Below are 22,635 nucleotides of genomic sequence, written 5' to 3' on the forward strand. Positions count from 1 at the left end.
TGTTATATTTTAGAATAAACGTTAAGCACACTATCTTAAGAAAATCCTGTTCCAAAAAATCATATTTTTTAAATCCTCTCATGTTATGTTATTATCATAAAATTTCATTGCTAAAAATGACTATTATATTCATCTAACATTTCTTTATTTTAAATTATATAAGAATTAAACATTATTCAACTTCGATGAGTTATGAATTATATAATAAATTATTTCTATAAAATTACATTTTTCATAAATTAATAACCTATTTTAAACTTATTGACAGACTTTATTAATTATATTTTCAATTTTCTTTTTTTACTTGCTGCATTCTTTGTGACAAAAACAATCTACCACATGATCATTTATCATCCCTGTCGCTTGCATAAAACTATATATTATTGTGCTTCCCACAAAAGTAAATCCCCGTTTTTTCATATCTTTACTTATTCTATCTGATAATTCCGTCTTACTAGGCACATCCGCAAAATTTGTTATATTAGTATTTATTGTCGTATAATTAACAAAACTCCAAATATAATCATTAAATGAACCAAATTCCTCTTGAATTTTCAGAAATGCTTGTGCATTCTTTCTAACACCATAAATTTTTAATCTGTTTCTTATAATACCCTCATCAGTTCTTAATTTTTCTAAATATTCATCAGGATAATTTGCACAAACATTATAATCAAAATTATCAAATGCTTTTTTAAAATTTTCTCGCTTTTTAAGTATTATTGACCAACTTAATCCTGCTTGCATTCCTTCTAATATTAGGTATTCAAACAATTCTCTTTCATCGTGAGTTTTTCTACCCCACTCAGTGTCATGGTAAATTATATCCAAATCACTCTTGGCCCAATTACACCTTACTTTATTCATTTTCTTCCTCCAAATTCCTACTAACAATGTTTATTATTTCTCTGATCCTTCTAATACTATACTTATCTTTTTTATCTATTTCTATAAAAAAACCGTCTTTAGCAATTATTCTAGCGTCTTTGTAAACACCTAGGGCTGCAAACAACTCTTTACCTTTTAGTCTGTTTAATATATTTTTATCAAACACCACAACAGTCTTATTAGCTAGTTCTTTTATACTCTCTACAAAAGTATTTTTTGCTTCAACTTTCAAATAACATATATCTATAAGATTGTTAACTTCTTCTCCAAAGTCTGAAAATCTGTCAATAAGTTCTTCCACTATCTGATCTATTTCCTCATTTGTAGTAACATTATTTAATCTTTTATAAAAATCTATTTTATCAGCATCATTTCCTATATATTCTTTAGGAATAAAAGCATCTACATTAAGTTTAATTTCAAAATTATCTTGTTGTACTTCAAAAATATCTTTTTTTAATTTTGGAGAAACTTCTTTTATAATATTTTCATAGTATTCAATATTTTGTGTTCTATCTTTTTCTAAAATTGGTTCCAATATTCCTTTTTTAGTTAGTAACTCCTGTTCTAGCATTTGAGAGTATAAAGTATAACCAACAGAGTCTATAAATCCATGTTGTTTTCCCCCGAGAACATCACCAGCTCCTCTTATTGATAAATCTTGCATAGCGATCTTAAAACCACTTCCTAATGATGTGAAATTTTTTATTGCTGATAGTCTTTTTTCTGAGTTTTCAGTTAATGATTTAAAAGGTTTGTACATTAAATATGCATATGCCTCTCTGCTACTTCTTCCAACACGGCCACGAAGCTGATAAAGTTGGCTAAGTCCAAATCTATCTGCATCTTCTACAATAAGAGTATTCACGTTCGAAATATCTATTCCAGTTTCTATTATAGTTGTTGTTATTAACATATCATATTTTTTATCGATAACATCTGACATGATATTTTCTAACTCTCTTTGACTCATTCTTCCATGTGCATATGCTATATTAACATCTGGTAATAGTTTTGATAACTCTAAATACTTTTCATCAATAGTCTCTACTTTATTATAAACGTAAAAAATCTGTCCTCCTCTTTGAACTTCGTTCATTACCGCTTCTTTTATAATCATATTATTCTCTGGAGTAACAAAAGTTTGAATAGGTTGTCGCTCTTTAGGTGGTGTTTCTATAACTGATAAATCTCGAATACCAATTAAACTCATGTGGAGAGTTCTAGGAATAGGAGTGGCACTAAGGGTTAACACATCTACTGTATTTTTAAGATGTTTTATTTTTTCTTTATGCTTTACTCCAAAACGTTGTTCTTCATCAATTACTAAAAGCCCTAAATCTTTATATTTAAATTTATCATTTAAAAGTTTATGAGTTCCAATCAGAATATCTATCTTCCCTTCTGATAATCTCTTACAAATATTGGTAATATCTTTTGTAGTATTGAATCTACTTACGACTTCTATATTAATTGGGAAATTGGCAAAACGATTAGAAAATGTTTCATAATGTTGCTCAGCAAGTAATGTTGTTGGTACTAAAACCGATACTTGCTTACTATCCATAACCGCCTTAAATGCAACACGCATAGCAACTTCCGTCTTCCCAAAACCAACATCACCACACAAAAGTCTATCCATTGGTCGCTCTTTTTCCATATCACGTTTAATTTCCTCTACAGCTTTAATCTGATCATCTGTTGGTATAAAATCAAAATCAGCTTCAAATTCATGTTGCATATTTCCATCCATACTAAAAGCATAACCTGAACTAAGCTCCCTTTTTATATAAAGCTTTATTAAATCTTCCGAAATATCTTCAATTTCACGACGAACTTTACTTTTTACCTGTTGCCATTTTTTAGTACCAAGTTTATTAAGTACAGGTTTTCTATTATCAGTTGATGCTGTATATTTTTGAATATAGTTCATGTTATTAATATCAACATAAATAATATCACCACCGTCATAAACAATTTTTAGAAAATCTTTATATACCCCATTTACCTCTACATTTTCTATTCCTTGGTAAAGTCCAATTCCATGACTAACGTGAACTATATAATCGCCAATATTTAACTCTTGATAGTTTCTAATTTTTTCAGAATTGGTATACTTAAATCTAACTCTACGCTTTTTTCTTTCTTCTGCTGAAAACAACTCATGTGGAGTCAATAAAAATATTTTATTTTTCTTATCCTCAAAACCTTTTAGATGATAACCATTTATCTCTACAAATATTTTACCTTTTTTAACTCCATAGTAAATATCATCATAAAAATAATTATCAAAAAGAATTTTTTCTACATAATCCTTTTGTTTTTGTGTATTTAATGAAATCAAAACTTTATAGTTACTATCTAGTTTTTCTCTAATTTCTTTTGATAAATAGTCTTCACTTGAATAATAAGTTAAATCTATAATATCTAAATTGTAATTTTTTTCAATTATTTTTTCATTTGGTCTTAAATTTGATAAATAAAATTTTCTAACATCTAAGTTTTGCAATTTTTCGAATGCAGTATTATCTACAACTTCTTGATATATATAATTTCTATTTATTTCTTGTAAGTTAGTTAGAAAATATTCATTAAGACTTTCTTTTTTTTCTATTATTTTATGATAATTATCAAAGAAAATAACTGTTTCTTTTGGTAAATAATCTATAATACTAAAAGTATTGTTATAAACTAAATTCGAAAAACTTTCTAGTTCACTAAAATCCCCAGTAGCGTTGTAAACTTCTATTTTCTCTTTAAGATAACTATTTACTTCGTTATAATTTTCTAATTTTTTTAATTCACTATCTTCTAATTTTTTTAAAATATTTTTTACAACTAAATCTTTTTCTTCAGAAGATAAAAAGAAATCACTCGTTGGATAAATAATCGCTTTTTCTTGTTTTTCTAAAGATTTTTGAGTAATTTCATCAAAAATTCTTATACTATCTAATTCATCATCAAAAAAATCAAGACGAATTGGTTTTTCACTGAGAGGACTGAAAATATCTACTATACTTCCTCTTTTAGAAAATTCTCCAACTACATCAACACTTTCAACTCTTTTATACCCCATATTTACTAATTTTCTTTGCAACTCCTCAAAATTAATAACGGTATCAAGTGTTATTTCAAAACTATTGTTTTTAAAATCTTTAGGATTTTTTACAGTGCGATAAATTGCTTCAATAGGTATAATAACAATACTAGGAATATTCGAGACTAGGTTCTCTAATACTTTTATTGAATTTTGTACTAAGTCGTTACTTTTTGTTGAAAAACGTTTTAATATATCAATCTCGGGATAAATATAGGTTTCTTTTTCAAAATCACTTATTATAGAAAAAATTTCTTCTGCTTCTGCTTTAGTTTCTGTAAAAACAACAACAGAAACATTTCTTTTTCTAAATTCGTTATAAATTTCTAAAACACGAGTTGTAATATTTTGACCATAAATACCAATATTTTTATACTGTCTATCAAATTCAAAATTTACAATTTCTAACAAAGTTTTTTTTATCATTAAAATCTCCTTATTTAATTTATCTCAATATAAAACTAAAAACAAATATTACTAAGTTTACTTGAACATGGAAAATAGGGAGCGACCAAAAAATCATATTTTCACAAAAAATGATTTTTTAGAGTCGCCCCCATACAAACTTACATCGCTAAACTTTAAAAAAAACGAGATAAGTTTTCAGGAACATCCCAATCTATAAATAATATTAGGAGCAGATTGATTAATAAATCTGTTAAATTTATTAGGTAAAAGATAAGGTTATTTAATGAAGCAAATTTCAAAATAAGTAACCTTCTGTATCTTTTATAACCAGAAAAATTTTGTGATGATTTTGAATTTATGAGCCGATACCTTTTTATTAATTGTACTTATTCATTAATTCTACAAAAGAAAGTTTTGAAAAATCCTCAATACAATTTATACTTTTACCATAAATTTTTTCGATTTTTCCCATTTCTTCTTTAGAAAATTTCCCGAGAACATAATCAACAACTTTCATTGGTGGAATCGGTCTGTTAATTCCAATTTTTAATCTATTAAATTTCTCCGTACCAAGGTGATTTATTATACTCTTGATTCCATTATGCCCACCACTACTTCCTTTTGCCTTTAATTTAAAGTTTGCTGTTTTTGTGTCCAAATCATCATAAATTACTAGAACATCTTCCATATTAATTTCAAAGTAATCATAAAACTTTCTAACTGCCTCACCTGAAAGATTCATATAAGTGGTAGGTTTTATTAACAAATACTTTATTCCGCTATAATATGTTACTGCGTAATCTGCATTAAATTTATTTTTATCAAAATTTACATTCCAATTTTTTGCGAGTTCATCAAGAATCATAAAACCAATATTATGCCTTGTGTTTTCGTACTGTTTTCCAGGATTACCAAGTCCTATTATTAATTTCATTACTATTCCTCACTTTATAAAATAATTTTTTCGCTCTTTTTACTAAATTATTTATTACCATTAAATAATAAGTATACAATACTTAACTAAAATTAGATTTATAATATTATAATTAACAACATTTAAAGAAGGCAACGAAGTCGCTGCCTTCTATGTTTTACTTTTTAATTATTATTCAAAAAGAACACTTACCGGTTCATTGTTATGAATTTTATAAATAGCTTTAGCTATTAAATCACCAACACATAACGGAACCATTTTATCTAATTTTTTCTCTTCTGGTATATCTATTGTATTGGCGTACACTAATTCTTTAATTGGAGAATTTTCGATTCTTTCTAATGCCTGTCCACTTAGCACTGCATGTGAGCAGCTTGCATAAACTTCCTTAGCTCCTCTATCTATAAGTGCTTGTGCTCCAAGAGTAATTGTACCCGCTGTATCAATTATATCATCAATAAGTATACAGATTTTTCCATCAATATTACCAACTATATTCATCACTTCTGCAACATTTGGTTTAGGTCTTCTCTTATCAATTATTGCAATAGGTGTGTTTAAAAAGTCAGCTAATTTTCTAGCTCGAGTAACTCCACCGTGATCTGGTGATACGACAACTACATCATCCATGTTTGGCAACTTATCTTTAAAATATCTTGCAATGATAGGTGCAGCCATCAAGTGATCTACTGGAATATCAAAGAATCCTTGAATTTGAAGTGCATGAAGATCCAATGCTATAACTCTGTCCGCCCCTGCAGTTTCTAATAAATTAGCCACCAATTTTGCAGTAATCGGTTCTCTACTTCTCGCTTTTCTATCTTGACGAGCATACCCGTAATACGGAATGACAACATTAATAGTATCAACAGAGGCACGTCTTAAAGCATCTATCATAATTAATAAAGTCATTAAATTATCATTTACCGGTCCACTTGTTGATTGTAATACGAAAACTTCCGATCCACGTACACTCTCTTCTATATTAATAGATACCTCTCCGTCACTAAACTTCTTAACACTACATTTACTTAGTTCTATGCCAAGTGATTTTGCTACTTGTTTTGCTAGTGGGATATTAGCATTTAATGAAAACAGCTTTAATGGTTTATCTACAAGCATATTAAATTTTCTCCTTAAAATTTGGTTCGATAGTAATACAGATGTATTCCGTTTATTATTATAGCATAAATATTTTTTAATTTCTACCACATCCACTACATTTGATACCGTTAGAGAAAAAATTAATTTCTAGGAAATTTATTCTGATAATTTCTAATTTTTTTCAAAATACAAATTAAAAAATTTTAGTTTCTTTTATTTCATTTTTATGCTAAGATATTGAATAACAAGATTAAGAAATTTTCATTTTAAATTTTTTTAATATTTTTAACTTTCTTTTTCTTAAATTACCTACTTAAGGAGTGTGTTTTATGGATAAAATTTTTGAACTTATTGAAAAGGAACAACAACGACAAAATACAAATATTGAACTTATTGCAAGCGAAAACTTTGTCTCTAATGATATTTTAAAAGCAACAGGAAGTGTTTTAACTAATAAATATGCTGAAGGATATCCTGGGAAAAGATATTATGATGGTTGTGAAGTAATTGATGAAATTGAAAGTCTAGCTATTGATAGATTAAAAAAACTTTTTGATGCAAAATACGTAAATGTTCAACCTCATTCAGGGTCTAGTGCTAATATTGCTGTTTATATGTCACTTCTTTCACCTGGAGATACTGTACTTGGTATGAGTATGGATGCTGGTGGTCACTTAACACACGGTAGCAGAGTTAATTTTTCTGGTAAACTGTACAACTCAGTGTCATATGGAGTAACAAAAGATACACATACTATTGACTATAATGAAGTACTTCTTCTAGCAAAAAAACATAATCCTAAAATGATTATTGCAGGTGCTAGTGCATATTCACGTATAATCGATTTTAAAAAATTCAGAGAAATTGCTGATGAAGTTGGTGCGTATTTAATGGTTGATATGGCCCATATTGCTGGACTTGTTGCAGTCGGTAAACACCCTACACCGCTACCTTTTGCAGATGTTGTAACGTCTACAACACACAAAACATTGCGTGGCCCACGTGGCGGAATTATTTTAACAAATAATGAAGAAGTTTCTAAAAAAATAAATAAAACAGTTTTCCCAGGTGCTCAAGGTGGTCCACTTGAACATATCATAGCTGCAAAAGCAATTTGTTTTGAAGAAGCGTTAAAACCTGAATTTGAAGTTTATCAAACTCAAGTTTTGAAAAATATGCAAGCCATGGTAAATACATTTAAAGAAAACAATATACCCGTTATTAGTGGAGGTAGCGACAATCATCTATGTTTGATAGACACTTACTCTACTTATAAAATAAATGGTCATGATGCTAGTGAATTGCTTAGTAAAGCAAATATTACTTGCAACAAAAATGGGATTCCTTTCGATACATTACCACCTATGAAAACTAGTGGACTTCGATTGGGTACTGCTGCAATGACTACAAAAGGCTATATTGAAGATGATTTTATAGAATTAACTAATTTAATTTGTGAACTTCTTAAAAAAGGGGAGTCACATGTAGACATAATTCGTAAAAAAGTTTTATCTCTTACACAAAAAGAAAGAAAAGAATTTAGATAATAGATTATAAAAAACCTAGAAATAAAAAATTAAACTTCACAATTATTAATTGTAAAGAAGATAAATTTTTTTAATTTTCTAGGTTTTTAATTTTTCTTTCCAATTCCGTTGTTAAAATATTTTTAGATTTCTTTATAAAGTAAATTTACGAACTTTATTTTTTAACTCTATACCCAATGTACGGTTTTAGAAAAATATTTTTTTAAGTTAGTTTTAAAATATTGACAACGTTCGTTTTATATGTTATATTGTATAAACTTATTAAGGAGATATATGGTTATGACAATAAAAAATATTTTTAAAGCATCTTTTTTCCATAGTTCTAATTATGGGGAGATAGAATTTGAAAAAAATGCCCTTATATTTGTATCAGAAAATGGAATTATTGAGCAAGTTATTAAAAATAATAATCCCGAATACAAAATTTTATTAGAAAAATATTCCAAAACAGAAAAATTTTATAGCTTCGGAGATAAAATCCTTCTCCCTGGTTTTATTGATCTTCATATCCACGCACCGCAGTGGCCTCAAGCTGGTCTTGCTCTTGATGATGAACTTAGCCATTGGTTAAATAACTTCACATTCCCACTGGAAGTAAAGTATGAAAACCTAGAATTCGCCCATGAAGTCTACACCGATTTAGTAAAAACTCTTTTATCAAATGGAACTACCTCTGCAATGTATTTTGGAACAATTCATAATGAAGCTACTCTAGAGCTTGCTAAAATCTGTGCTGAACTTGGACAACGTGGTTTTGTCGGAAAAGTAGTTATGGATGATAAAAATATGAATCCAGAATTTTATCGTGATTCATCTACAGATAGTGCAATTACTAATACAGAAAAATTTATAAAAGATATAAAAACTTTAGGAAAAAATGTTCCTCAAGGGATTTATCCAGTAGTAACACCTAGATTTGTTCCAAGCTGCACCAATAAGGCACTTAACGAACTTGGTAAATTAGCAAAAAAATATAATACATATATTCAAAGTCATTGTAGCGAAAGTGATTGGGAACACAATTTTGTCAAAGATAGATTCAAAAAGCGTGATACTGAAGTTTTGAATAGTTTTGGTTTACTTGGTGAAAAATCAATTATGGCACATTGTAATTTTATCAATAAAGATGATGGAGAAATTTTCTCAAAAACTCATTCCTCTGTCTGTCATTGTCCGATATCCAATTCATATTTTGCTAATGCTACACTTCCTGTAAATTATTTAAAAAATCAAGGTGTTAATATTGGTTTAGGAACAGATATTTCTGGTGGTTTTTCTCCAAGTTTATATGATAATATCAAACACACTGTTATATCATCAAGGATGTTAAATGATGGCGTCAACAACAATTTATTAGCTAATGAGCGTGGGGTAAAAAATTCTAAAGTTTCAATTTTCGAAGCATTTTATCTCGCCACTACTGGTGGTGGAATTGCACTAAAATTACCTCTAGGACTTTTTAAAGAAGGTTACATATGTGATTTCCAAGTTATAGATACACAATTTTCTTCTAATGAACTTAAAAATTATTTAACTAATGAAAAAGATAATCTTCTTCAAAGAATACTTTATCTTTCATCAAAGGAAAATATTCGAGAAGTTTGGATTCAAGGGAAAAGAGTTCTAAAGAAATAGATAATAATATTAAAAATTTAAACATAAATACAAAACTCATCTATAACTAATATTTTAATTTTTTACTTTGTTATATTTATACTGATTTTTAATAATTACAAAAAAACATTATACTGGGATTATCCCAACAATATATTTTTAAGGAGAAATTTTTATTATGACAAAAAAAAATAGTCATCTAACTATAGGCGTTGAAGAAAATATCCCATTTTCTCAGTCATTAATATTAGGATTACAGCATGTTCTTGCTATGGATGTTTATGTCCCACCCTTTATTTTAGCAACCGCTCTAGCTTTATCACCAGGAGAGGCTGCTGGTCTTATTCAATCAACATTTCTTGGTGCTGGATTAGCCTCGTTAATTCAAGTTTTATTTTATTTAAAATTACCAGTATGTCAAGGTCCTTCATTTATTCCTCTTGGAGCAATTATAGGGATTTATATGGGTTCAAAAAATATGGGAACAGTTCTTGGTGCTAGTATTGTCGGAGCTATTTTGGTAATTTTACTTGGCTACTCTGGCATCTATAAATACATTGTGAGAAATTTTATCCCATCTATTGTTAGTGGAACAATTATTATGATTGTAGGACTTACCCTTCTACCATCTGCTTTTGTTAGTAACATTTATATAGAAGGAAATGGATTAAGCATTAAACAAAATATTCTACTTGCGTTTATTACCGCAGCATCATTAATTTTCTTTTCAACTTTAGGAAATTATATTAATAAATTCAAAAAAATTTTTCAAATTTCATCTGTTATAATTTCATTGGCTATTGGAACATTTTGTGCATATTTAATGGGAGGCTTTAGTACTCAAGCAATTAAAGAGGCTAGTTTCTTCAGTCTTCCTAAGATTTTATTTTTAGATTATAGCATTCATTTCGAAGTTTCTGCTATTATTACTATGATTATTATTTACATAGTTCTTCTTGCTGAAACTACTGGAACTTGGTATGCAGTCAGTTCTGTAATTGATGAGCCACTAAGTGATAATCAAATCAATAAAGGAGTGATTGGGGAAGGTATTGGCTGTTTCCTTGCTGCACTTGTAGGAGCTACTCCTGTAACTGGTTATTCTACTAATGCTGGTATTATTTCTATTACAGGTGTTGCGAGTAAAAAAGTTTTTGTTGTAGCATCTGGATGGTTTATTGTACTATCATTTTTAGGAAAACTTTCTGCTATTATTAATTCTATACCTGCAGCAGTTATAGGTGGAGTTTTTTCCGTTGTATGTATTATTATTCTTCTTAATGGATTTAGAGTTGTTAAAAACTTAGATTTTTCTGAAAGAGAATTATATATTATTGGTGTTCCATTAATGTTTACAATAGGACTTCTATTCATTCCAACAGAACTTAAAAATAGTGCTCCTCAATTATTACAATATTTAATAGGTTCTCCTATTGCTGTTGGTGCTATTGTAGCAATCATTATGAATAAACTAATTCCCAATAAAGATTAAACATAAACAGAGCTAGAAAGAAAAATAGAAAATATATATTTATCTTTCTAGCCTTTTTTATTTTAAAAAAATATAGTATAATACTTTTAGAATTTATACTAGAAATGGAGAATACTCATGACAGAAAAGAAGATGAATGTTGAAAGTTTTAACTTAGATCACACAAAAGTTGTTGCACCTTACATTAGATTAGTTGGTGTCTACAGTGGAGAAAATGGGGATAAAATTTATAAATATGATATAAGATTTTGTCAACCTAATAAAGAGCATTTGGAAATGCCTAGTCTCCATTCATTAGAACATTTAATTGCAGAATTGATAAGAAATCATCTGGATAATGTACTTGATTTTGGACCTATGGGCTGTCAAACTGGATTTTATCTTTCAGTAATCAATAATGACAGTTATGAAGATGTAGAAATTGCTCTTACTAAGACTCTCGAAGATGTTTTAATAGCTACTGAAGTTCCTGCCTGCAATGAAATTCAATGCGGTTGGGCAGCTTCCCATTCATTAGAAGGTGCAAAAAAAGAGGCAAAAAAATTTTTAGATAAAAAAACTGAATGGAAAAATGTTTTTTCTAGACAATAATAAAAATCTATAAAAAAATTCGAGATATGAAAAAATCATAAACTCGAATTTTTATTTTATTAATTTACTCAATGGCTCGATAAAGAGCAATCCAAATATTGATTTACAGTTTTTTATCAATATTTTGTTTGTAAAACTTCAACATCATTAATTCGTAATTATAGAATACAATAATTACCATAATTCCAAAAAATCTAAATATAAATTCCCAACATAAACTAATTCAAATTATCTCTACATTGTTCAATATAAAATTTAATTCTTTAACCACTACTGAATAAAGTTAGCTATGATTTGAAGAAATTTTTTACATTAGCGTATTTTTCAACTTTGGCAATTGAGACAAATTGTTGTTATTACTCAACAACGCCAAGTTTCTTAAAGAATATTTTATACTTTGAGTTTGTGCTGGTAAATTTTCACCTTCTTCATACACAAGAATCGGAACTTCTATTTCACTTTCTGTCTTGTCTGGATAAATAATTTTGACTTTAACACTAGCTTTTCCAATTTTTTCTAAGTCTATGTCTTCTGTTATCTCATACTTAGTACCTTCTGGCAGATTTGATTTGTTTATTTTATTTATTATCTCTGAGTATTCTATCTTACTACCTTTTTTTACTGATATAGGATTATCATCAGTTAGACTTACCTTGTATTTTTCAGAATCATTTAACTGTAAATCACCTGTTTTTTCAATAAAATCTAACCCTGCTTTTGCTAATTCTTTTTTTATTTTATTTACATCAGCTTGTGAAGATGATTTATCATCTATAATTTTTTGAGCATCAAGTAATTTTTCAGCTAAGATTCTTCTACTTTCCAAATATTTCTTAGATGATTCTTTAGTTTTATCACTTATGTCTCCATTAATATCTAGTAATTTCCCAACTTCATTCATCACTGAAATTAATTCACTTTTATCCGCTTCATTAACTAAAATAGGTATATCTATCTCACTTTCACTATTATCATCTTGATATAAAACTTTTACCACCGCTTTTTTAGTTCCTGGTGTAGTTAATTCATCTTTTTTTAGTACAGATAATTTTACATTTACTGGTAATTTTGTTTTATCGACTTTATCTAAAATATCTCTATCTTTTACTTTATCTCCCACTGTCATCGAAATTGGTTTTTTATCAACTAAACTTGGAGGAAATGTTGCACTAAGACTTCCATTTTCAGGTGGAACAATTTTTAAATTCCCTAAATTCGGATCTACATATCCTTCTTTATCTAAACCTTGTCTTTTACCAAAATTAAAATCTGGATTCTTATTTATTATACTTTCAAAGTAAGAAGTAGAACTATGTTTACCAGCACTATTACCTATATTTTTCGAATATTTTAGTCTAAGAAATGATGGTATAACGTTATCATTATTTGTAGTATAATTAACTACTGTTCCAATTTGTGCTAGCTTATCTGTTAAATCACTAGCTCTGCCAAATTCTCCTCTTCCCCAAAAATTAAGTATTCCCGAATATATTTTCGGAGCATTAAAAGTGTACGTCCCTTTGTATGCCTGATTATTTTTTTGTACAGCTTCTGCTGTTGCTCTAAGTGATAAATAACCTCCTAAAGAATGTCCTGTTAAATAAAGATTTGTTATACTGCTATCATTTTTAAAACTATTAATTAAATCTTTTGTTGCTATACTTTGATTTGATTCATTACCTAACACCAAAGCTGCATCAGCTTTTAAATCTCCAGTTTGATGTGGATTTGTTCCTTGTATAGCAAGTACCTGAATAGTACCATTTTTTAAAAAAGGATAATTTGACTTTGTCTCAAATAATACTGCATCTAAACCGTTATTTTGATGGAATACTTTCTTTACTTTCCAATAAGGAGAAAGCTCATTATGCATAACTCTATGTGACTTTTTTTGAAAAGTTATAATAGATTTTTCTGGATTTAAAATATCATTGATCACATTATCCTTTTCATAAACTAAATTCATAAATAACGCCATATCTCTTGCAGATATATTCCAAATAAGTTTATCATTATCCTCCTTATCATTTCTCCCATCTCCATCTGTATCAGCTAACTTAGGATGAACATCATAGCCAAGATATGTTCTACCATCTTTTTTATAAATATAAATTTCATCTTTATTTAAGATACCATCACCATCGTCATCTCCATTTGGATCCAGTGGTTTTTTCTTATACAATAGACTATCATACTTTCCACCTTCTAATCCTATATAACCTTTAGAAATCAATTCTGCATACTTTGGAGTTAACCTTGATATTATTTTTGTCCCTTTTTCCTCACTACTTTCTGTAATATCTTTTTTTTCATCAACAGTTGATTTTACATCTTCATTTTTTTTAATAATATCATTTAATAAATCTTTTATACTTTTAATATCGTTTGATTTTTTATCTAAGACATTTAAATTTGTTTTATCATTTTTATTTTTTTCTAAATCTGAATTATTTCCTTCACTTTTTTTTACATTCGAATCTTGTTTTATAGTATTTTCTAAATTCAATCTACTATAATTCTGATTTGCTTGTATCCCTGGATTAAAAAATAAAAATGTTCCTACAGCAACTGAAATTATCCCTACACTAAATTTTTTTATTGAATATTTTACAATTTTCTTTTTATTAAACATATTTTTCTCCTTATTTATTATTTAGTAAATAAAAGTATTATTTCTAACTACTTCATAAATTTCCCAAATTAAAAACTCAATACAAAATTAAAAAATAGTTTCTAACCTCCCATATAATTAAATTTTACTTCTTATTCTCAAAAACTATCTCCTCTACAAAAATTAAATTTGTATGTCTTGTTTTCAATATGTTATATTCATTAACACTTGATATAATAAATAACTTTAATTATTATATAAAAAAATTACAAAATAATCAATCTTAAATTATAAAAAATAATTTCTTTTTGAAGTTATTTTTATAACACTATTATTTAAGATTAATTATTTTTAATGTATTTTAGATAATAAAAATCTCCCATTCGATTAAAATTTATCTAAAGCTATCTATCTTTAAATTCTTCATGAATTTTTCATTATAATTTTATATGATGAGTTATACTCACCTCTAATATTTTTAAATTTTCTTAGTTATTCTAATCTAATAAAAATTTCCAAAAAGATTTAAGTTATAACTTTAGCCAAACAAAAAATTATATATACTATCATAAAATTAAAAATATTTAACGAAAAATTTTTTGAAAAAATCTTTTCTACTATCATTTTATTTTTTATACAATAAAATGAAAAAGAACTAAATTTTACATAAATAAAATTTAGTTCTTTTTCTAATTTATTCTTATTTAGTTAAGTACTTTAAATTCCTCTAAAAATATCTATCTTTTATTCAGAGTTTCTAATTGTTTTCCTAAAAAAGCACCTAGCCCAATCAATACTAAAGGAATTAAATTAAAATTACTATTTAATCCAGTATTAGGCAGTCTTTTCATCATTTCTTTTTTATCAAATTGCTCATCATTTTTTATTATATTTTGTTTTTCTTTTTTTATAGATAATTGTGTCCTTTTGACATTTGAATTTAAATTAAGTTGATTATGTTTTTTTTCGTCACTATTAAGAAAAATATCATTTGATTTCTCTACTAGAGCAAATAAACTGAAATGATTAATGTTAAATTCAATCGTTCTATCAATTATCTTTGAAGATAATTTTGTTAAATTACCATTTTTCACATAGTACACACCAACATTATTAGTTTCAGAATCTAATAATTTTATACGAACTGTCCTTTCATCATTTAAAGTAGCTACCTTATTATTTTTTATAATTTTCAAATCAAGAACTCTTATGGAAATGCTTTCTCCCAATTTTTTCTTAATATTACTTATTAACATATTATTATATATCTTTTCAACTTTTAATTTTAAACCAGTCAATGACTTATTACTAAATTTAACTACTATACCATCTTCTGTTAATACTATATCTGTTCCTTCATCTAACGAACGATTTTGTAATACTGATAATTGTGATGAATTCTTCTCTTCTGCTATCCTTCCATTTACTGCTGGTACTTTATCCAATGGATATTCTTCTAATTCCCGCTGTGTTGTACTTTCTCCTTTTTCACTTACTGTTGGTACTCTATCCAATGAATACTCTTCTAATTCCTGTTGTGTTGTACCTTCTCCTTTTTCTTCTCCATATACATCAAAGGGGATATTTACTTTATCTATTGTTTTATCTGGATAGATTACCTTGACACTAACATTAACTTTTCCTACATTTCCTATATTAGAAATATCTTCCACCTTATATTTAGTACCTTCTGGAAGATCTGTTTTATCTATCTTGTCAATAACACCTGTCAATTCTATTTTTTCTCCTCGCTTTACAAGTGTAGGAGCTGTAGTAGTCAATTTTGGGTCATATTTTGCAAAATCTGCCAATTCTAATGCACCTCTTTTAGTAATCAAATCTAATCCTAAATTTGCTAATTCATTTGTTATATTACTAACCAAATTTTGCGAAGATAGTTCACTACTAACTATATTATGTGCTTCTTCCAATTTCTCAGCTAAAACATGCTTACTTTCTACATAAGAATTCACAGTCTTTTTTGTTTTATCATTTAACTCTACAATAGTATTCACTAAATTCTCAGCTGCATTTATCACAGATTTAAGTTCCGTTTTATTCGCTTCATTGACTAAAATCGGTACATCTACTTCATTAGTAGTATTATCATCTAAATATAAAACTTTAACTTTTGCTTTTTTCACTCCTAATGTATTCAATTCTACATTTTTTAGTATTGATAATTTTATATTTACTGGCAATTTACTTATATCAACTTTTCCTAAAATTTCTTTTTCTTTCAGAGTATCTCCTACCATAACAGAAATTGGATTATTATCTTTTAACACAGGTAAAAACGTTGCACTTAGTGTCCCCTTTTCTGGAGAAATTATTTGTAATTTTTTTAAATTAGGATCAATATAACCTACACCATCTACACCTTGGCGTTTTCCAAAGTTAAAATCTTGATTATTATTTATTCTAGACTCAAAATAAGATGTAGAACTATGTTTACCTGCACTATTTCCTATACTTTTTAGATTTTTTAATCTAAGAAATGATAAAATTACATTATCATTATCAGTCATATAGTTAATAACTTTACCTTCCTCAGCTAATTTGTCTGTAAGATTACTTTCTTTTTGCATTTCACCACCACCCCAAAAATTAAATAATCCTGCATAAATTTTTGGAGCGTTAAAAGTATACGTTCCCTTATACGCATTAAATTTATCTTTTTCGGCTTGAGCAGTTGCTCTTAATGATAAATATCCTCCTAATGAGTGACCCGTAATATATAAATTAGTTATACTTTCATCATTTTTTAAAGCTTTGATTAGATCTTTTGTTGCTATACTCTGATTTGACTCATTTCCTAATACTAATGCCGCATCTGCTTTTACATCGCCAGTTTGATTTATATTAGTACCTTGGATAGCTAATACTTGTATTGTATTATTTTTTAAAAATGGATAATTCGCTTTGGTTTCAAATAATACAGCATCTAATCCATTATCCTGATGATATGTTCTCTTAACCGTCCAATATGGAGAAAGTTCATTATGCATAAATTTAAATTTATTTTCCTTAAATGAATTTACAGACTTACTCGGATCTAATATTTCTTTTATTAACTCATCTTTTTCATAAACAAGATTCATAAATAATGCCATATCTCTTGCAGTTATATTCCAAATTAATTTATCTTTATCTTCACCATCAATCTTACCATCACCATCTGTATCGGCTAATTTAGGATGAACGTCATACCCTAAATAAGTCCTACCATCCTTTTTATAAATATACAACTCATCCTTATTCAAAATTCCATCATTATCATCATCTTCATCAGGTTTTAGTGTAGGATTTTTGTACAATAGACTATCATACTTTCCACCTTCTAATCCTATATATCCTTTCGAAATAGCCTCTGCATATTCCGCAGTTAAACGCGAAATTATTTTTGTTCCTTTTTCTATCTCAGGTGTTTCTTCTTTTTCTGCATCATCTGTTTGTATTTTTTCTTTATTCTTTTGAATTATATTTGTCAATAAATCCTTTATGTTATCACTATCTGTTGTACGTTTATCAAGCACATTCAATGCACTATTTTTATCGACAACATTTTCTTTAGACACATCCTCTTTTAAAACACTATCTTTTTTTTCTATTTCATCTTTAACAGATGTTAGATTACTTCTATCGATTGTATTGTTAACTGTTATATCATTCGTAGTCCCATTTGTATTTAAACTATCTTCAACTGTTGTCAAAACTTTAGTTTCTGTTGCATTTTCAACTTTATTACTAGCATCAGCATCTGTTCCTAAAAATATAACTGAACCCACTGCAACTGAAACTATACCTACTGTGAATTTTTTTATCGAATATTTCATAATACTTTCTTTATTAAACATTTTTCTTTTCTCCTTTTACAAAGACGAATTTATATATTCATCCTCAGAATAAATTCATAGTACAATTTAAAGATTTTATTTTATCATATATAAATAAATTACATATGAATATTCTAAAAAATAAAATAATAACTTTATTATATTGTAAAAATACAAATTAATCAAACTTAAATTTTAATCAATAATTGCATTTTATTAATGATTAAAATTTAAATTTTTTGAAATTCAATATGTTTTTTATGTATTTTCTCTATTAAAAATCTCCAATGCAGCTCTGTAAATCAGCTAAATTACAAAATTAACCAATTAACATTTAATAATATTAAAATAATTTTCTATATAAAATTTATTGTTATATTTTTATACTATGAACTAAAGAAAACTCTAATTTTTTTAAAATTTTTTTAAAAAAAGTAGATTGAAATTATTTTCAATCTACTTTTTTCTATTATTTTGCAACCAAACTGCGAATTGCGTTTCTATCTAATTCAATCTCAACTTTCGGAGCAATTCTAACTTTTACTGTTAAAGTTCCAACCTCTACAATTTCTCCATAAATCCCTGCAAAAGTTACGATTCTATCTCCTTCTTTTAAAGAATCTTGCAAAAGTTTTAATTCTTTATTTCTTTTTGATTGTGGTCTTATTATCATAAAGTACATAAATCCAAAAAGAAATACTATCATCAATATGTTTATATATGAACCTTGCATTTTTTACCTCCATTTTTTTCTATATATTTATTCTACTATATCATTATAAAAAAATAAACTGTTTGTAATCCTTTTTTTTATTTTATTAGAAATTTTTTGGATTTTTTTCATTTAAACCATATTTTTCAAAAAATTCTTCTTTATAATCTAGTAATCTATCTTCCATTATTGCTTGTCGAATATTTTTCATCATGTTTACTAAAAAATGAATATTATGATAGCTTGTTAATCTTGCCCCAAAAATTTCATCAGCTTTAAATAAATGTCGTAAATATGCTTTAGTATAATTTTTACAACAATAACAATCACACTCTGGATCTAAAGGAGTAAAGTCTTCTGCATATTTTGCATTTTTTACTACTACTCTCCCACTTGAAGTCATACAAGTTCCATTCCTTGCAATACGAGTTGGAAGAACGCAGTCAAACATATCCACACCTCGCAACACACCTTCAAACAATGCATCCGGCGATCCCACTCCCATTAGGTATCTCGCTTTATTAGCTGGAAGAAGCGGAGTCACTTGCTCTAAAACTCTATACATCTCATGCTTTGGTTCTCCTACTGATAATCCTCCGATAGCATATCCTGGAAAATCTAAACTTACTAAGTCTTTTGCACTTTGAGTACGAAGATCATCATATCCTGCACCTTGAACTATTCCAAATATACTTTGTGTTTTCGGATTTTTATGAGCTTTTAAACATCTTTCTGCCCAACGACTAGTTCTCTCCACTGACTGTCTTATATACTTATAATCATGATTAAAATCTGGACATTCATCAAAAGCCATCATTATATCTGAACCTAAAGCATTTTGAATATGCATAGCTTTCTCAGGTGATAAAAATAATTTTTCACCTGAAAGATGATTTCTAAAATGTACACCTTCTTCTTCTATTTTCCTCAAATCACTTAACGAAAATACTTGGAAGCCTCCAGAATCTGTTAAGATACTTCCATTCCAATTCATGAATTTATGAAGTCCTCCAGCTTTTTCAACAATATTTTCTCCTGGACGTAACCAAAGGTGGTATGTATTTGATAAGATAATATCTGCCCCCATACCCTTTATCTCCTCTGGTGACATCGCCTTTACTGTTGCCTGAGTTCCTACTGGCATAAATACAGGTGTCTCAAAGCTACCGTGTGGGGTATGCACTATCCCAAGTCTTGCACCTGATTGTTTACAAGTTTTTATATGTTCGTACCATACTGCATTTTCTTTAACATCTCGCATACTAAAATTCCTTTCGTACTTTTATTCATTACTTTTATTTTTTATCTTCTATACTATTATCATTGCATCACCAAAACTAAAGAAACGATATTTATTTTCTACAGCTATATTATAGAGTTCTAAAACTTTTTCTCTATCATAAAAAGCACTCACTAACATTATTAGTGAAGATTTAGGAAGATGAAAGTTTGTAATAAGACCATCAACACATTTAAATTCGAAACCAGGATAAATAAAAATATCTGTCCAACCAGAAGACGGTACTATTTTTCCGTTGTTATCTCGTGCAATAGTCTCCAATGTTCTTGTTGATGTAGTACCAACTGAAAAAATACGTCCCCCTAGCTCTTTTGTTTTATTAATTACATCTGCAGTATCTTCATCTAGTTCGTAATATTCTGAGTGCATATTATGATCTTCAATATTTTCAACCGAAACAGGTCTAAATGTTCCAAGTCCTACATGCAATGTTAAATGTACGATGTTCACACCTTTTTCTTCTATTTTCTCTAGCAACTCAGTAGTAAAATGTAATCCCGCAGTCGGAGCTGCAGAACTCCCTATCTCTTTTGAATAAACAGTTTGATAGCGTTCTTTATCCGTAAGTCTTTCTTTTATGTATGGTGGTAATGGCATAGTCCCCAATTCATCAAGGCGTTCTTGAAAAATTCCATCATATTTAAATTCAAAATATCTGAAACCATCATCTAATATTTTAATACATTCTGCCTCCATTATACCATTACCAAATGATACAATACTTCCTAATTTGATTCGTTTTGCAGGTTTTACCAAACATTCCCAAATATTATGTTCTTTATTTTTTAATAATAGAACTTCTATCGCCGCACCAGTATCTTTTTTTTCTCCATAAAGACGTGCAGGCATTACCCTTGTATTATTTAAAACTAAAGTATCTCCTGAATTAAAATAATCTATAATATCAGAAAAAACTTTGTGTTCATTCTTTCCAGTTTTTCTATCAACACAAAGTAGTTTACTTGTGTCACGTTTCAATAATGGAGTTTGTGCTATCAACTCCTCTGGCAAATAAAAATCAAAATCTTCTAATTTCATTTAATATCTCCTTTAAAAGTTACTTTACTATTATAGCTTGAATAGTTCAACTTAGCAAGTTTATAGATACTTTTTTATTAATTTAAAATAAAATATCATGTTATTCTTAAATAAAACCAAGAAATTTAAATTCCTCTTAATTACATTAGTTCGCCTTCATTAATAATTTCAAAAAAATAAAATGAAACCCAAAACTATACGCATTAACTATAAATACATATTAATTTTGAATTTCATTTTGTGTTACATTAGCAGTATTTACTTATTTTCTCTTAAATATTTTACATGCGACAGTATATTAGTTACGATACCTAAACCAATACTTAATATAAGAAGAGAACTTCCCCCATTACTTATAAATGGTAAAGGCACACCTGTCATAGGAATAGATGCTGTTACTCCCCCGATATTAACCACCGACTGAACTACAAGCAAACTAGCAAAACCTAATGAATACATTGCTGAAAATGTATTTTTTGATTTTGTCCCTGAAAAAATTGCTTTTCCTACCAATATACATAATAATGAAATTACAAATAAAACCCCTATAAGCCCTAGTTCTTCAGCAATAATTGCTAAAATAAAATCAGTATGTGCTTCAGGTAAATATCCTAATTTTTGAATTGAGTTTCCTAAACCACGCCCAAACAATCCACCATTACCAAATGCAATATAAGAATTAATAACTTGATCTGCAGCAGCACTTAGATTTTCTGAGAATGGATTTAAAAATACTTTAAATCGATTAGTTCTATAAGAAGATCCAGAAAATATTCCCGAAATAAAAAGAAATCCTAAAACTATAACACCTGCAGTTATTGCTATCGTTAATATTCTTTTTATATTTTTGAAATGCATATTAGAGCACAATGTCATTATTCCAATAACTGAAAGTGTAATTAAAATCATCCCTGTATCATTTTGTAGCGCTATTATTCCGATTAAAATTAATGGTATTCCAAAAATACTGACCAATTCATTGCTAGTACAAACCTGACGCAATTTTGTTTTTCTTGTCTCAAATATAAACGCCATATACATTATTATAAAAAGCTGTGCTAATGTTGATGGTTGGAAACTAAGTGATCCTAATCTTATCCATGAACGTGCTCCATTAATTGATGGCAGTAACAAGGGTATAATTAACAATCCCACCATTACCCAAAAACCATACTTTAATAAATTTTTATCCTTGAATATCTCAAATGGGACTGCTATAGAAAAAATTAAAAATACTAAATATGATAAGGCTGCCCAAGCTCCTTGTCTTTTTAAAAAATAACTAGCTTCTACTGGAATCGAAGATGTAAAGGTTCCATATTTATTCCCTATCATACTAGCACTATATACCATAATACAACTAAGTATTAATAATAAAAGTAACGAAAGCGCCACTATCAAATCAAGTCTAACATGACGTCTTTCATGTTTTATAGATTTTTGTATATTCCTTATACCCATAC

At 27.9% G+C, this 22,635-nt stretch carries 14 protein-coding genes; 4 read left to right on the top strand and 10 right to left on the bottom strand.

Going from position 1 to position 22,635, the window contains the following annotated elements:
• Window positions 1–300 precede the first annotated feature (300 nt).
• The 4 genes from H612_RS0106510 to H612_RS0106525 all read right to left on the bottom strand — a co-directional run bounded on the left by H612_RS0106510 (window position 301) and on the right by H612_RS0106525 (window position 6,449).
• On the bottom strand, window positions 301–867 hold the full coding sequence (locus H612_RS0106510; RefSeq protein ID WP_027130703.1) for a DNA-3-methyladenine glycosylase I: 567 nt from the start codon (window positions 865–867) through the stop codon (window positions 301–303).
• Entirely contained in the window at window positions 860–4,411 is a 3,552-nt protein-coding gene (gene mfd / locus H612_RS0106515) for a transcription-repair coupling factor (RefSeq protein ID WP_027130704.1), read from the bottom strand. Before mfd ends, H612_RS0106510 begins: the two co-directional genes overlap by 8 nt.
• Before the next feature lie 358 nt (window positions 4,412–4,769).
• Complete coding sequence (gene pth / locus H612_RS0106520) at window positions 4,770–5,327, bottom strand: aminoacyl-tRNA hydrolase (protein ID WP_027130705.1); 558 nt, start codon at window positions 5,325–5,327, stop codon at window positions 4,770–4,772.
• Window positions 5,328–5,498: 171 nt separating this feature from the next.
• Entirely contained in the window at window positions 5,499–6,449 is a 951-nt protein-coding gene (locus H612_RS0106525; RefSeq protein ID WP_027130706.1) for a ribose-phosphate diphosphokinase, read from the bottom strand.
• Between the two features lie 311 nt (window positions 6,450–6,760).
• On the opposite strand from H612_RS0106525, the gene glyA reads away from it, so the two are divergent.
• The 4 genes from glyA to H612_RS0106545 all read left to right on the top strand — a co-directional run bounded on the left by glyA (window position 6,761) and on the right by H612_RS0106545 (window position 11,675).
• Window positions 6,761–7,978 (top strand): serine hydroxymethyltransferase, encoded by a 1,218-nt coding sequence (glyA, locus tag H612_RS0106530; RefSeq protein ID WP_027130707.1) that lies wholly within the window; start codon window positions 6,761–6,763, stop codon window positions 7,976–7,978.
• 279 nt (window positions 7,979–8,257) lie between these two features.
• Window positions 8,258–9,613 (top strand): guanine deaminase, encoded by a 1,356-nt coding sequence (gene guaD, locus H612_RS0106535; protein WP_027130708.1) that lies wholly within the window; start codon window positions 8,258–8,260, stop codon window positions 9,611–9,613.
• A 157-nt stretch (window positions 9,614–9,770) separates the two neighbouring features.
• On the top strand, window positions 9,771–11,084 hold the full coding sequence (locus tag H612_RS0106540; RefSeq protein ID WP_035500432.1) for a uracil-xanthine permease family protein: 1,314 nt from the start codon (window positions 9,771–9,773) through the stop codon (window positions 11,082–11,084).
• A 117-nt stretch (window positions 11,085–11,201) separates the two neighbouring features.
• Window positions 11,202–11,675 carry an S-ribosylhomocysteine lyase gene (locus H612_RS0106545; protein ID WP_027130710.1) on the top strand — a complete coding sequence of 158 codons (474 nt, stop codon included), beginning with the start codon at window positions 11,202–11,204 and terminating at the stop codon, window positions 11,673–11,675.
• Between the two features lie 307 nt (window positions 11,676–11,982).
• On the opposite strand, the gene H612_RS09590 is transcribed toward H612_RS0106545, so the two are convergent.
• From H612_RS09590 to H612_RS0106575, 6 genes are all read right to left on the bottom strand, one after another.
• Window positions 11,983–14,307, bottom strand: coding sequence for a Rib/alpha-like domain-containing protein (locus H612_RS09590; RefSeq protein ID WP_051210177.1), 2,325 nt, complete (start codon window positions 14,305–14,307; stop codon window positions 11,983–11,985).
• Between the two features lie 716 nt (window positions 14,308–15,023).
• Complete coding sequence (locus H612_RS09265) at window positions 15,024–18,143, bottom strand: Rib/alpha-like domain-containing protein (RefSeq protein ID WP_051210179.1); 3,120 nt, start codon at window positions 18,141–18,143, stop codon at window positions 15,024–15,026.
• Between the two features lie 448 nt (window positions 18,144–18,591).
• On the bottom strand, window positions 18,592–18,855 hold the full coding sequence (gene yajC / locus H612_RS0106560; protein ID WP_027130711.1) for a preprotein translocase subunit YajC: 264 nt from the start codon (window positions 18,853–18,855) through the stop codon (window positions 18,592–18,594).
• An 85-nt stretch (window positions 18,856–18,940) separates the two neighbouring features.
• Window positions 18,941–20,095, bottom strand: a complete 1,155-nt coding sequence (tgt, locus tag H612_RS0106565) for a tRNA guanosine(34) transglycosylase Tgt (protein WP_027130712.1) — start codon at window positions 20,093–20,095, stop codon at window positions 18,941–18,943.
• Window positions 20,096–20,143: 48 nt separating this feature from the next.
• Window positions 20,144–21,172, bottom strand: coding sequence for a tRNA preQ1(34) S-adenosylmethionine ribosyltransferase-isomerase QueA (queA, locus tag H612_RS0106570; RefSeq protein WP_027130713.1), 1,029 nt, complete (start codon window positions 21,170–21,172; stop codon window positions 20,144–20,146).
• Window positions 21,173–21,430: 258 nt separating this feature from the next.
• Window positions 21,431–22,633: an FtsW/RodA/SpoVE family cell cycle protein gene (locus H612_RS0106575; protein WP_027130714.1), complete on the bottom strand. Its 1,203-nt coding sequence runs from the start codon at window positions 22,631–22,633 to the stop codon at window positions 21,431–21,433.
• Between the last annotated feature and the right edge of the window lie 2 nt (window positions 22,634–22,635).

Source organism: Gemella cuniculi DSM 15828, from assembly GCF_000425665.1.
Classification (GTDB): Bacteria; Bacillota; Bacilli; order Staphylococcales; family Gemellaceae; genus Gemella; species Gemella cuniculi.

What these genes read in the sequence shown, in the direction of transcription:
- guaD (WP_027130708.1), top strand. Translation starts at nt 8,258, where the DNA reads ATGACAATAAAAAATATTTTTAAAGCATCTTTTTTCCATAGTTCTAAT.
- H612_RS09265 (WP_051210179.1), bottom strand. Translation starts at nt 18,143, where the DNA reads ATGTTTAATAAAGAAAGTATTATGAAATATTCGATAAAAAAATTCACA.
- H612_RS0106525 (WP_027130706.1), bottom strand. Translation starts at nt 6,449, where the DNA reads ATGCTTGTAGATAAACCATTAAAGCTGTTTTCATTAAATGCTAATATC.
- H612_RS0106575 (WP_027130714.1), bottom strand. Translation starts at nt 22,633, where the DNA reads ATGGGTATAAGGAATATACAAAAATCTATAAAACATGAAAGACGTCAT.
- H612_RS09590 (WP_051210177.1), bottom strand. Translation starts at nt 14,307, where the DNA reads ATGTTTAATAAAAAGAAAATTGTAAAATATTCAATAAAAAAATTTAGT.
- pth (WP_027130705.1), bottom strand. Translation starts at nt 5,327, where the DNA reads ATGAAATTAATAATAGGACTTGGTAATCCTGGAAAACAGTACGAAAAC.
- H612_RS0106510 (WP_027130703.1), bottom strand. Translation starts at nt 867, where the DNA reads ATGAATAAAGTAAGGTGTAATTGGGCCAAGAGTGATTTGGATATAATT.
- queA (WP_027130713.1), bottom strand. Translation starts at nt 21,172, where the DNA reads ATGAAATTAGAAGATTTTGATTTTTATTTGCCAGAGGAGTTGATAGCA.
- glyA (WP_027130707.1), top strand. Translation starts at nt 6,761, where the DNA reads ATGGATAAAATTTTTGAACTTATTGAAAAGGAACAACAACGACAAAAT.
- tgt (WP_027130712.1), bottom strand. Translation starts at nt 20,095, where the DNA reads ATGCGAGATGTTAAAGAAAATGCAGTATGGTACGAACATATAAAAACT.
- mfd (WP_027130704.1), bottom strand. Translation starts at nt 4,411, where the DNA reads ATGATAAAAAAAACTTTGTTAGAAATTGTAAATTTTGAATTTGATAGA.
- H612_RS0106545 (WP_027130710.1), top strand. Translation starts at nt 11,202, where the DNA reads ATGACAGAAAAGAAGATGAATGTTGAAAGTTTTAACTTAGATCACACA.
- H612_RS0106540 (WP_035500432.1), top strand. Translation starts at nt 9,771, where the DNA reads ATGACAAAAAAAAATAGTCATCTAACTATAGGCGTTGAAGAAAATATC.
- yajC (WP_027130711.1), bottom strand. Translation starts at nt 18,855, where the DNA reads ATGCAAGGTTCATATATAAACATATTGATGATAGTATTTCTTTTTGGA.